This window comes from Parathalassolituus penaei (genome assembly GCF_026626885.1).
Lineage (GTDB): Bacteria > Pseudomonadota > Gammaproteobacteria > Pseudomonadales > Oceanobacteraceae > Oceanobacter > Oceanobacter penaei.
Genome location: NZ_JAPNOA010000020.1, coordinates 71,426 through 83,645 on the forward strand (window position 1 = coordinate 71,426; position 12,220 = coordinate 83,645).

At 55.2% G+C, this 12,220-nt stretch carries 13 protein-coding genes; 5 read left to right on the forward strand and 8 right to left on the reverse strand.

The window, feature by feature from the left end; all coding sequences use genetic code 11:
• Positions 1-672 carry a ribose-5-phosphate isomerase RpiA gene (rpiA, locus tag OUO13_RS07220; protein ID WP_283173195.1) on the reverse strand — a complete coding sequence of 224 codons (672 nt, stop codon included), beginning with the start codon at positions 670-672 and terminating at the stop codon, positions 1-3.
• A gap of 124 nt (positions 673-796) precedes the next feature.
• Between rpiA and ilvA the strand changes: the two genes are divergently transcribed.
• Positions 797-2,314: a threonine ammonia-lyase, biosynthetic gene (gene ilvA / locus OUO13_RS07225; protein ID WP_283173196.1), complete on the forward strand. Its 1,518-nt coding sequence runs from the start codon at positions 797-799 to the stop codon at positions 2,312-2,314.
• Positions 2,315-2,333: 19 nt separating this feature from the next.
• Here ilvA and OUO13_RS07230 read toward each other — a convergent pair whose 3' ends face one another.
• The 3 genes from OUO13_RS07230 to smrA form a co-directional block, all read right to left on the reverse strand.
• Positions 2,334-2,645 carry a ribbon-helix-helix domain-containing protein gene (locus OUO13_RS07230; protein WP_283173197.1) on the reverse strand — a complete coding sequence of 104 codons (312 nt, stop codon included), beginning with the start codon at positions 2,643-2,645 and terminating at the stop codon, positions 2,334-2,336.
• 83 nt (positions 2,646-2,728) lie between these two features.
• Positions 2,729-3,295, reverse strand: a complete 567-nt coding sequence (locus OUO13_RS07235) for a DJ-1/PfpI family protein (protein WP_283173198.1) — start codon at positions 3,293-3,295, stop codon at positions 2,729-2,731.
• Positions 3,296-3,452: 157 nt separating this feature from the next.
• Entirely contained in the window at positions 3,453-4,037 is a 585-nt protein-coding gene (gene smrA / locus OUO13_RS07240) for a DNA endonuclease SmrA (RefSeq protein ID WP_283173199.1), read from the reverse strand.
• Positions 4,038-4,204: 167 nt separating this feature from the next.
• Here smrA and OUO13_RS07245 point away from each other — a divergent pair, with 167 nt between their 5' ends.
• A complete protein-coding gene (locus OUO13_RS07245; RefSeq protein WP_283173200.1) occupies positions 4,205-4,969 on the forward strand; it encodes a hypothetical protein in 765 nt (254 codons plus the stop codon).
• Positions 4,970-5,181: 212 nt separating this feature from the next.
• Here the strand turns inward: OUO13_RS07245 and OUO13_RS07250 are convergent, their stop codons facing one another.
• Both OUO13_RS07250 and OUO13_RS07255 read right to left on the reverse strand, forming a co-directional pair.
• Positions 5,182-5,901 carry a DUF481 domain-containing protein gene (locus OUO13_RS07250; RefSeq protein WP_283173201.1) on the reverse strand — a complete coding sequence of 240 codons (720 nt, stop codon included), beginning with the start codon at positions 5,899-5,901 and terminating at the stop codon, positions 5,182-5,184.
• A 103-nt stretch (positions 5,902-6,004) separates the two neighbouring features.
• Entirely contained in the window at positions 6,005-6,229 is a 225-nt protein-coding gene (locus tag OUO13_RS07255; protein WP_346429340.1) for a DUF2798 domain-containing protein, read from the reverse strand.
• Between the two features lie 280 nt (positions 6,230-6,509).
• Here OUO13_RS07255 and OUO13_RS07260 point away from each other — a divergent pair, with 280 nt between their 5' ends.
• Complete coding sequence (locus OUO13_RS07260) at positions 6,510-8,078, forward strand: polyhydroxyalkanoate depolymerase (RefSeq protein WP_283173202.1); 1,569 nt, start codon at positions 6,510-6,512, stop codon at positions 8,076-8,078.
• Positions 8,079-8,231: 153 nt separating this feature from the next.
• Here OUO13_RS07260 and OUO13_RS07265 read toward each other — a convergent pair whose 3' ends face one another.
• Positions 8,232-9,410 (reverse strand): acetyl-CoA C-acetyltransferase, encoded by a 1,179-nt coding sequence (locus OUO13_RS07265; protein WP_283173203.1) that lies wholly within the window; start codon positions 9,408-9,410, stop codon positions 8,232-8,234.
• Positions 9,411-9,598: 188 nt separating this feature from the next.
• Positions 9,599-10,123 (reverse strand): MarR family winged helix-turn-helix transcriptional regulator, encoded by a 525-nt coding sequence (locus OUO13_RS07270; RefSeq protein ID WP_283173204.1) that lies wholly within the window; start codon positions 10,121-10,123, stop codon positions 9,599-9,601.
• 232 nt (positions 10,124-10,355) lie between these two features.
• Between OUO13_RS07270 and ectA the strand changes: the two genes are divergently transcribed.
• Positions 10,356-10,910 (forward strand): diaminobutyrate acetyltransferase, encoded by a 555-nt coding sequence (gene ectA, locus OUO13_RS07275; RefSeq protein ID WP_283173205.1) that lies wholly within the window; start codon positions 10,356-10,358, stop codon positions 10,908-10,910.
• A 3-nt stretch (positions 10,911-10,913) separates the two neighbouring features.
• Positions 10,914-12,179, forward strand: coding sequence for a diaminobutyrate--2-oxoglutarate transaminase (gene ectB / locus OUO13_RS07280; RefSeq protein WP_283173206.1), 1,266 nt, complete (start codon positions 10,914-10,916; stop codon positions 12,177-12,179).
• Positions 12,180-12,220 lie beyond the last annotated feature (41 nt).

The following is a 12,220-nucleotide window of genomic DNA, read 5'->3' on the forward strand; positions in this document are numbered from 1 at the left end:
TCAGGCCTTGACGGTTTTGACACCGTCCTGGGTTCCCAGCAGCAGCACGTTGGCTGGACGCAGGGCAAACAGACCGTTGGTGATCACACCGGTGATCTGGTTGATGCGGGTTTCCAGCTCTTTGGCCTGGGTGATGCTCAGGTTGTAAACATCGAGAATGTGGCCGCCGTTATCGGTGACAACACCGGTACGGTACACCGGGTCACCGCCCAGCTTCACCAGTTCACGGGCAACGTAGGAACGCGCCATTGGAATCACTTCGACTGGCAGCGGGAACTTGCCCATCACCGGCACCAGTTTGCTTTCGTCGGCGATGCAGATGAACTGACGGGCAACAGCACCGACAATTTTCTCGCGGGTCAGGGCCGCGCCGCCGCCCTTGATCATTTCCAGCTGGTGGTTGATCTCGTCAGCACCGTCGATATAGAAGTCGAGACCCGATACGCTGTTGAGGTCGTAGACTTCGATGCCATGATCGCGCAGGCGTTTGGCTGATGCTTCAGAGCTGGCGACGGCTCCATCAAACTTCAGCTTGTGAGCCGCCAGGGCATCAATAAAGCAGTTGGCAGTTGAGCCGGTGCCGACACCGATGATGGAGTCTTTCTCGAGGTGAGGCAGAATGTAGTCAACGGCAGCCTGGCCAACGGCGCGTTTCAGTTCATCTTGGTTCATGACGTGTCACAGGTCGGTGGATTTGCGGGTCATTATAGTGATCTGTGCGTTACAATGCTGCCCTTCCAGCCCGTGAACCTTCCTGACGGCTGCCATTCATGTTCTTGCCGGGATTTACTGCACCATGCTGAACGACTATCTGAGAAAAATTCTGACCTCACGTGTCTACGATGTTGCTATCGAGTCACCTCTGCACATTGCCCCGTTCCTGAGTGAACGCCTCGGCAACCAGATTTGGGTCAAGCGTGAAGACGAGCAGCCGGTATATTCCTTCAAGATTCGTGGTGCCTATAACAAAGTGGCACACCTGACCGAACAGGAAAAAGAGCGTGGTGTGGTGGCGGCTTCGGCCGGTAACCATGCCCAGGGTCTGGCGCTGACCGCCAAAAAGCTCGGCATCAAGGCCGTGATTGTGATGCCGCGTACCACGCCGGACATCAAGGTGCGTTCGGTCAAAGCCCGTGGTGCCCGCGTGGTGTTGCACGGTGACAACTTCGACGAAGCCTATGCCCACTCGCAGAAGCTGGTGGAAGAAAAAGGCATGACCTACATCCACCCGTACGATGATCCGGAAGTAATTGCTGGTCAGGGCACTATCGCCATGGAAATCCTGCGTCAGATGCAGGAGCCGGTGGATGCTGTGTTTATTCCGGTTGGTGGTGGTGGTCTGGTGGCCGGTATGGCGGCGTATATCAAGGCGCTGCGTCCGGAAATCCGTGTGGTGGGTGTGGAGTCCACTGAGTCGGCCAGTCTGGCGGCGGCCAAGGCGGCGGGTCATCTGGTGACGCTGCCACAGGTGGGCATTTTTGCCGACGGCGTGGCGGTGGCCCGTATCGGCGACAACACCTGGGCAATTGCCAAGGATCACGTTGATGAAGTGATCACCTGTACCCCGGATGAAATCTGCGCCGCTATCAAGGATATCTTTGATGACACCCGTGCGGTGTGTGAGCCTGCCGGTGCACTGGCGGTGGCCGGTGTGAAGAAATACGTCGAGCGTGAAGGTTGTGAAGGCCAGAACCTGGTGACCGTTCTGAGTGGTGCCAACGTCAACTTCGACCGCCTGCGTTATATATCGGAAGTGGCGGAAATCGGCGAAGGCCGTGAAATCATTCTGGCGGTGACCATTCCGGAACGTCCGGGCAGCTTCCAGAAATTCTGCAGCCTGCTGGGTAAACGTCCGATCACCGAGTTCAACTACCGTTATGCCGACGACAAACAGGCCCAGATTTACGTGGGTGTAAAGGTCAGCGGTGAACCGGGTGCTCGTCAGGAGCTGGTGCGTGAACTGCAGGCGGAAGGGTATCCGGTGCTGGATATCAGCGACAACGATATGGCCAAGTACCACATCCGCCATATGGTGGGTGGTCATGCGCCGGGTTCGGTGACGGACGAGCGTGTGTACCGTTTTGAATTCCCGGAACGTCCGGGTGCGCTGCTGAACTTCCTGAAAACCCTCGGCAAACGCTTCAACATTTCGCTGTTCCACTACCGCAACCACGGCGCTGCCAGTGGTCGTGTGCTGGTGGGTCTGCAGGTGCCAGCTGACAAACAGTCCGAGCTGCACGGTTATCTGGACGATCTTGGTTACGGTTACTGGGACGAGTCCGATAACACCGCGTACCAGCTGTTCCTGCGCTGATTTTGTATGACAGCCCGCGTCAGCTGTTAATCAGCTGACTGCTGCCAGTGTCTGGAGGTAACACCAGGCGCTGGCCAGCGTTCTGCCAGGTGGTACAGGCCACACGCAGCAGTGAGGCAAAGTTGCCCACTTCACCACGGCGTTCAATCACTTCCCGATAGATCCTGCTCAGAAAAGTGCCGAGTGATAACCCGGCGTCGCTGGCGATCTGTTCCAGCAAATGCCAGAACACGGCTTCCAGCCGGATGCTGGTGACCACCCCATCAATACGAATCGAGCGGGTTTTCAGTTCAAACAGTTCTGGTTCAGCACCGGAATAGATTTCACACATGGCCAACCTCCTTTCCTGAAGCGATTGCAGCCATCAGGGGATGGCTGCTGCGGGTTCCGGAAACGATTGTACCGTTTGTGGAATCAGGCGTTGTTGAGCAGTTGGTTAAATTGTGCCAACCATGCCGGATGCGCAGGCCAGGCCGGAGCGGTGACGATATTGCCATCAGTAACGGCATCGGTAACCGCGATGTCGGCGTAAATACCACCGGCCATGGTGACTTCCGGAGCACAGGCTGGGTAAGCGGAAATACGACGTTCCCGGATCACATCAGCAGCGGTTAACAGCTGGGCGCCATGGCAAACAGCGGCAATCGGTTTGTTGGTCGCGGCGAAGTGTTTCACCAGTGCCAGCACCTCGGCATTCAGACGCAGATATTCTGGTGCACGGCCACCTGGCAGCAGCAGGGCGTCGAAATCTTCGCCTTTAACGGCAGCAAAATCGGCATTGAGGATAAAGTTGTGACCCGGCTTTTCGCTGTAGGTCTGTTCACCCTCGAAATCGTGAATGGCGGTACGAATGGTGCTGCCACTGGTTTTGTCCGGGCACACCACACTGACCTGGTGACCCACCATTTGCAGCGCCTGGAATGGCACCATCAGTTCGTAATCTTCTACGTAATCGCCAGCAATAATGAGTACGCGTGACATGGTCGGGCTCCTTGTTGTTATGAGGTTGGAGGCCTTCCATTGTGGAGACGATAAAGCGGGGCGGGTAACAGCGGATTACTACAGAGAGGATTGGGGCTGAGCGGGCGGGAAGCTGGCGCTGATTGACCTGCTTCCCGTACTCAGCGGTTTGGCCGGATTACAGGCGACCCTTGCTGAACATTTCGCGGGCTTCCTGTTTTTTGCGTTCGCTTTTGCGCAACAGGATATAAAACGCACCCGTACCACCATGATGTGGCTGGGCGGTGTGGAACGCCTGTACTTCTTCCATCTGCTCCAGCCAGTGCACCAGATAACTCTTCAATACTGCCGAGTCGCCCTGGCTTTTTTCGCCCTTGCCAGGCAATACCAGTACGCTGCGAATATCGTGTTCCATGCAGTCGTGAACAAATCTGAACAGCTGTTGGCGCGCTTCTTCCACCGTTTTGCGGTGCAGGTCGAGGCGGGCTTCGGTATCGTATTTGCCCAGTCGCAACTTGCGATAAACGCCATCCTGAATACCCGGGCGTTTGTAACCCACAATGTCGTGTGGGCCGATGCGTTTGACGTCAGAGGTATGCAGATAGTTGGGGTCACGTTTGACCACGGTACTTTCAGCAGCAATGCGGCGTGCTTCCTGTGAAGCAAGGTTGATGTCACCTTTCCGAATGGCGACCCGTTCGCGTGCCTGCAGTGGCTGCACGTCCTGCATCTCTGCGAGGAAGTTGTCGTCAGGCTCGGTCATGATTGTTCTTCCAGACTCAAATATGCCTATGATAACCGTTCTGAAGCGCGAACGGCCAACCTCCCGCGGTGACAATTCTTTGCCATGACAAACACAACTTTCAGCTGGAATCCCTACAATGAGAGGGGTGATAACAAGGTGGCGTATCCTGCGCCCAAGGCTGCATCATGAAACAGGCATGGATGAAAACACTGGCACTGGGGACGTGTGCCTGGTTGCTGTCGGCGACAGCAATGGCATTTCAGGGGCCGCACCGGGTCATCGACTGGGCTCTGATGCTGGACCTGAGTGAGCAGCAGGAGCAACAGCTCAGCGACATTGAAAACCAGTATCGCAAACGTATCGATGCTCTTTATGAGCAGGCCGGGCCTGGTGCATGGGGCAAGGTTGCGAGTGACGAGGAAGTGCTGAAACAACGCCAGCAATTACGCGCGGTTCAGGCCGAGCAGCGTGCCGCCATGATTGCCGTGTTAACCACTGAACAGCGTCAGAAAGGTGCGGAAGCGGTGCGCCGTTTTCACATCAAGATGACCCGTGGCCTGATTCAGCGTATGACCGCCAATCTGACCCTGACCGAAGCCCAGAAAAAGGCACTGGATGACGGTGTGCTGCGTGTCACCGCCGACCATGAATGGCCGCTTGATCACGAACAGAATGAAATTGCGCGCGCCCGTATGGAAGCGTTGCTGTCGGAAAACCTGACTCCCGAGCAACTGAAACAGGTGCAGGACGAACGTGCCGAGCAGATGAAACGCTGGCCGCGTTTGCCAAAAGATATGGAAGGCCCGGGTGGTATGCCACCGATGTTGCCGCCACCACCGGAGTTTGGTGGTCCTCGTGGTGATATGCCGTCCTGTCCGGACAATGGTCCTGGTTGTGATGATGGTCCGCATGGACCCGATGATGGCAACTTTCCAGACGCAGGGCGTTAAACGCCACAATACTTGAAGTACTACTCAGTTGTGACAGAAATCCCGCCGTTGGTGGGATGAGGCTGCATAATGCGCGCGCTGTTCAGCAGGTCTCGTTCCGTCTCCCGGCGGGCGAGGCCTTTTTTGTGCCTGCCAGTTTTCCCCGCATCTTTCTGTGTATCTTGTTCTTCCGCACCAGTGCCGCTGCTCATCCCTGAGCGCGGTTCAATTCTTCAGAAACTGTACACCAGTGTGACGCCGAATTCGGTATCCACATTGTTGTTGTCTTCCGGCACCTGATCCACGTACTTGTACTTGTAGGTGATTTTGGTGGCCAGTGAGCCGTTGATCTGGCTTTTGAGGCCGGTTTCACTTTCAAACGTGCTGTTGCTGTTACCCAGCTCAGTGTTGGCGGTTTGGGTGAGCTCGGTACCTTCACCCACTTTCCAGCTGTACGACAGTGCCAGGCGGGCAATTGCTTCGTCGTCAATTTCACCGGTTTCCGACAGTTTGTCGCGGCGGTAACCCGGACCCATTTCGAGATCGAGTTTCATATCCTGACTGTCGAGGGCGCGATAACCGTAACCGATGGCCAAGGTGGTCTGGTAATCAAAACCACTGAAGCGTGCGCGTTCCTGGTCGGCGTGGGCCAGCAGGTACGTGGTGTCGTTCAGATTGCGATCGAACTGCACCTCGCCGTAGTACTTTTCCTTGGAGGTGACGTTGTCTTCCTGGCTTTTGAGTGCCTGTAACTTGAGGGTGGTGTCCCACTGTTCGCCGTAACGTTTGATGCCGAACTTGCCATTCAGGCTGCTGGTATCAGTGTTACCTTCGGTGTTTAACAAACCGAGTTCGGTATAGCCGTCGATATAGGGGCGTGTTTGCTGTTGTTCTTCAGCAACGGCATTAATAGACAAGGCGAGCAGGGACACGGTCAGTGCCTGTTTCAACATGATGTTCTCCAGCAATTGGAAAATTGGCTGATAGCAGAACCTTGCAGAACTGCCACCGTCTGAATGATATGAGTATCAGTGGGCGGTGGGGTTCCTGAAACAGTTATTTACCGGTACGCGCCAGTTTGTGGCTGAGGCGCATGACCATTGGGCCAAAACTGAAGGCAATCATAAAGGCAGGAGGCCAGGCCAGCGACCAGGCATGCATCCACAATTGCGGGAAATCGGGGCCGCTGCCAAGGTTGATAAATGTGATCCAGCAGGTCATCAGCAAGCTGAGAACACCCGACATGATCAGGCTGTTGATGATCCGGAATTTGATGCTCATAAGTACCTCGTCACCAGAATTTAAAACGGGCCGGCCATTATAGGTAAGTGGGCTGGAAGGCACTGCTCATGCGGGGTAGACGCACTGTTTCGAAAAACATCTGTTCAAATTAGCACCGTTTTGCGATGGCCCGTTTTACCCTGTGGAAACACGCCAATTCCGGCAGAATTGACCATTTTTTATTCCGTGGCAGCCTGTTCGGACGGCTTAACTGCCGTTGAATTCTGATAGGCTGGAGGAAGACGGTGCCCTCTGCGGCACACATTTCAGGGAGACCACCATGCTTTATCGAATGAATGCTCATTTCATGGAGGCGATGCGTCCTGTTCACGTACTGGCTCGAATGTCGCGCCAGTTTCTGTACCAGCCACTGAACCCGCTCAACTACAGCCTGACCTTCCGCACCATGCGGGCCGGGATGGAGCTGGTGGAGCGTCTGACGGACTGTTACGAAGAACCGGCGTGGGAACTGGATTCCACCGAAGTTAACGGTGAGGATGTAGCCGTCCACTATGATGTGGTTCTGAGCAAGCCTTATTGCAATTTGCTGCATTTCCGCCGTGACATCGAAGGCGTTAATCACCCCAAAGTGCTGATGATTGCACCCCTTTCCGGCCACTACGCAACCTTGTTGCGGGGTACGGTTCGCGAGTTTCTGCCCGACCATGAGGTCTACATCACCGACTGGAAAAACGCCCGTGATGTACCGATGGCGGACGGCACGTTCCACTTCGACGATTACGTTGATTACCTGATCGAGATGTTCCGCCTGCTGGGCCCGGACCTGCACGTTATGGCGGTTTGCCAGCCTTGTGTGCCGGCCATGGTGGCCGCCAGTGTGATGGCTGCCGAAAATGATCCGCGCCTGCCAGCCAGTATGGTGCTGATGGGTGGCCCGATTGACGTTCGTATCAACCCGACAGAAGTGAACGATTACGCGTCCGGCAAGGACCTGGAATGGTTTGAAGACAACGTGATTTGTCGTGTACCACGTGGCTTCAAAGGCCGTGGTCAGCTGGTGTATCCGGGCTTTATCCAGCTGTCCGGCTTTATGTCGATGAACCTCGATACCCACATCAGCAAACACTTCAAGTTCTTCACCGATCTGGTGAAGGGTGATGGTGATAGCGCTGAATCGCACCGCATGTTCTACAACGAATACCTCGCGGTGATGGACATGCCAGCTCATTACTACCTCGATACTATTCGTCGGGTATTCCTTGAGCAGGCGCTGCCGCGTGGCGAGATGGAGTTCCGTGGTCGCAAGGTTGACCTCAAGAGCATCAAGACCATGGCGCTGATGACGATTGAAGGCGAACTGGACGATATTACCGGCCGTGGCCAGACCGCCTGTGCGCTGGATCTGTGTTCCAACGTACCGGCCAGCAAGAAACTGCATGTGGAAGAAGAAGGCGTGGGCCACTACGGTATCTTCAACGGCCGTAAGTTCCGCGAGTTGATTGCTCCGAAGATCAAAGCGTTTATGGCTCAGAATGCGGTTGAGGGGCTGCAGGCTCCATCGCTGGTAAAGCCTGAAGTTCAAGCACTGGAGCAGGTACCGGCCGAAGTGCTGGAAATGCCAGTCGCCGAAGTTGTAGAGCCTGTTGCCGAAGTTGCTGAACCAGTAGCAGAAGTTGCAGAGCCAGTAGCAGAAGTTGCAGAGCCAGTAGCAGAAGTTGCAGAGCCAGTAGCCGAAGTGGTTGAGCCAGTGGCTGAAGTTGTAGAGCCTGTTGCTGAAGTTGCAGAACCAGCTGTGGAAGCCTCTGAACCTGCACCACAAGCCGAACCTGCCAAACCACGTCGTACTCGCAAGAAACCAGCAGCGGATGCGCCAGGCACCGATGCCTGATCGTACCGTCAATAACACAAACGGGTGAGCCAGTCTCACCCGTTTTTGTTTGTACCGTTTACGGATAATGCGCTGCCAATCCTCGAATCGCAGTCACAAAAAAGCCCGGATTAACCGGGCTTTTTCTTATGGAAGGATCAGACGAGTTGCGAATTAACGCTCGATCGCCAGAGCCACACCCATACCACCGCCGATACACAGGGTAGCCAGACCTTTCTTGGCGTCCTGACGGATCATTTCGTGCAGCAGGGAAACCAGAATACGGCAGCCTGACGCACCAATCGGGTGGCCCAGAGCGATAGCGCCACCGTTTACGTTGGTCTTTTCAGGGTTGAAACCCAGACCCTTGTTCACAGACAGGGCTTGTACCGCGAAGGCTTCGTTGGCTTCTACCAGGTCCAGGTCAGCAACGGACCAGCCAGCTTTTTCCAGACACTTCTTGGTAGCCGGGATTGGGCCGGTACCCATGATTTTCGGGCTTACACCAGCACTGGAGTAGGCTTTGATAGTTGCCAGGATTGGCAGGCCCAGAGCTTCGGCTTTTTCCTTGCTGGCCAGCATAACAGCGGCAGCACCGTCGTTCAGGGAAGATGCGTTACCGGCAGTGACGGTACCGTCTTTCTTGAAGGCTGGACGCATACCAGCCAGTTTGTCGGCAGAGATGCCGGCACGTGGGCCTTCATCTTTTTCGAAAACAATCGGGTCGCCTTTACGCTGTGGAATCACAACCGGGGTGATCTCGTCCTTGAACTTGCCAGCTTCGATAGCGGCAATGGCACGGGCCTGGGAAACCACGGCGAATTCGTCCTGTTCGGCGCGGCTGATATTAAATTCTTCAGCGATGTTTTCAGCGGTGATACCCATGTGATAACCGTTGAAGGCATCCCACAGACCGTCAGAAATCATGGTGTCGACCATGTTCCAGTCGCCCATGCGCTGGCCGTTACGGGAATTTGGCAGTACGTGTGCGGAGTTGGACATGGATTCCTGACCGCCAGCGATGATCAGGTCGGCATCGCCCAGTGCAATTGCCTGAGCAGCCAGGTGCAGGGCTTTCAGACCTGAACCACACACTTTGTTGATGGTGATGGCAGAGGTGGTTTCAGCCAGGCCTGCCTTGATAACAGACTGGCGAGCCGGGTTCTGGCCGCAACCTGCGGTCAGTACCTGACCCATAATCACTTCATCTACTTCCTCGGCAGCAACACCAGTCTTTTCCATCAGAGCCTTGATAACGGTGGCGCCGAGCTCGACGGCTGAAAGACTGGCAAGGGAGCCGCCAAAAGATCCGATGGCGGTGCGGGTTGCTGCTACGATTACTACTTCGGTCATGGATTCTCTCCGTCCTGGGTGATTGGAAACCAGACCTACTGAGTATCACAGCCGCCATGACAAGTGTATGACCTGGCACAAACGTTTCGGCTGAAGTCTGACAATCAGCCGGTATTTGTCACGATTTGCCCCTTTCCGCTGGCGAAAGTGGTCTTATGATGTTGCTCTGGGGTTTTCCCATGCCGACATCAGGGCAGTGTTGACGGACTTGTCGGTAGCTCCTGATTTTCCGGCGCCTGATCATGGCGATCCATTGCACCAATATCGAGAACCGGTGCTGCATCTATCTCCTGCGCATTCATCATGGTCGCGACCCGCTCCAGCGCGCTCAGAATCATGCTTTGTTCCCAATCGGCCAGCTCCTGAAACTGGCGTACAAAACTGTCCTGCAAGGGTGTTGGCGCCTGCTCCAGCAAGGTCTGGGCTTGTGGGTCGAGCTGCAGATACACCCGGCGGCGGTCCTGCTGATCCCGTTCACGATGTACCAGCCCGCGTTTTTCCAGTCGATCAATAATGGTGGTCACTGTCGCCTGTGACAGGCTGATCTGCTGTGCCAGCGTACCAATGGTCATTTGCCCTTGCTGATTCAGGGTTTGCAGGATCAGCAGCTGTGGGGCCGTGAGGCCAGAGGTTTTGTTGAGGTGGCGTGAGTGCAGATCGGTGGCGCGGATAATCCGGCGCAGGGCGATCAGGACTTCATCGTGGCGATTCATGGCAGGCAGATCCGTTTGAAACTCAAACCGATAGTGTACTAAGCAGTTTTCTGGCAACAAACCGTTTTGTGCCGGAGTTCATGCCATTTTGCCTGCGATGTTATTTAGGGTTGTAATTAAAAATTCTGGCTGTTAGTTTATTTAGGGTCAAAAGTAACTGGATGGGTCGTAATGGCATCTTGAATCACATCGCATGTGATTTAGTCAGCCGGTACGCGATTCTTAATAGGTTTTGTCTGAAAAAACAGCTAGTAATTCTTATACTGATCTAAATGTTCTGCGGTTTCGAAAACCGGATTCAACTGATGGCAGTGCGCTGTTCAGGCTGGTTGAGTCGTGTAAACCGTTAGATGCCAATTCAATGTACTGTAATCTTTTGCAGTGCAGTCATTTTGCAGATACCGCCATCGCCGCTGAACACAACAGCGAGTTATGCGGTTTTGTTTCCGGATACCGTTTGCCCGCACAACCCGACACCCTGTTTATCTGGCAGGTGGCGGTTGCGCCCGCCGCGCGCGGTCAGGGGCTGGCCAGCCAGATGTTGCAGCAGCTCCTGCGGCGTCATCCGGATGTGTGCTGGTTGCATACCAGTATTACCGCTTCCAACCAGGCTTCCTGGAACACCTTCCACAAGCTGGCGCGCCAACTGGGTGCGCCACTGCAAACCCGTGTGATGTTCGATAGTGCTCAGCACTTTGCTGGAGAGCATGACACGGAAACCCTGGTCTGCATCGGACCACTGCGGGACACCGCAGGCACTTCCCACTCGCAAGCAGAGGAGATCTGAATCATGGGTATTTTCAAGGATATCGAATCCAACGTACGTGGTTATTGCCGGTCATTTCCGGTGGTATTCAAGGAAGCGCGCAATGCTCGCCTGCTGGATGATAACGGCGGCGAATACATCGATTTTCTCGGTGGTGCTGGCACCCTGAACTACGGCCACAACAATCCGCGTTTCAAGCAGGCGTTGCTGGATTACATCGACTCCGATGGTATGACCCATGGTCTGGATATGCACACCGAAGCCAAACGGGATTTTCTGGAAACCTTCCAGCAAGTGATCCTCAAGCCACGTGGCATGAACTACAAGGTGCAGTTCACGGGCCCGACTGGCACCAATGCGGTGGAGGCTGCCCTCAAACTGGCGCGTAAAAACAGCGGACGCCAGACCATTGTGTCATTCACCAACGGGTTTCACGGCGTTACCCAGGGTGCGGCGGCCGTGACCGCCAATGGTTATTACAAGGATGCCATTGGTATGCCTCTGCCGGGTGTTCAGTTTATGCCATATGACGGTTATCTGGGCGACTTCAATACCCTCGCTTACTTCGAAAAAGCCCTGCAGGACAGCTCATCCGGTTTGGGTCATCCGGCGGCGGTTATTGTGGAATGTATTCAGGGTGAAGGTGGCCTCAATGTCGCCAGTGCCGATTGGATGCGCGGTTTGCAGGCCTTGTGCCGTCGTTACGACATGCTGCTGATTGTGGATGACATCCAGGCTGGTTGTGGCCGCAGTGGCACCTTCTTCAGTTTTGAAGAATTCGATATCCAGCCGGACATTGTCACGCTGTCGAAATCCCTCAGTGGTTACGGTCTGCCGATGGCGGTGGTGTTGCTGAAACCGGAGCTGGATACCTGGAAACCGGGTGAACACAACGGCACTTTCCGCGGTAACAACCACGCGTTTGTGACATCCCGTGAAGCCTTGCTGACCTACTGGTCTGACGACCGTTTCAGCCATTCGGTGCAGCAGAAAGCCCAGCTGCTGAAACATCGTCTGCTGCAGATTCAGGCCCGTCATGCGGGTGCCTGCCATCACAAGGGACGCGGCATTATGCAAGGGCTGGAGTTCGCCAACGGCAAGGTTGCTTCGGCCATTACCCGTGCCTGTTTTGAGCGAGGTCTGGTGATTGAAACCAGTGGTTCGGACGATCAGGTCGTTAAGGTGCTGGCACCGCTGACGATTGAAGAGGAAACCCTGGAAGCCGGGATTGCGATTCTGGCGGCCGCGGTGGAGCAGGTGCTGAACGAACGGATGGCAAAAGCATCCTGAGCCGTAACAGCCCTGATTTTCCCTCTGACCACTGAATTCTG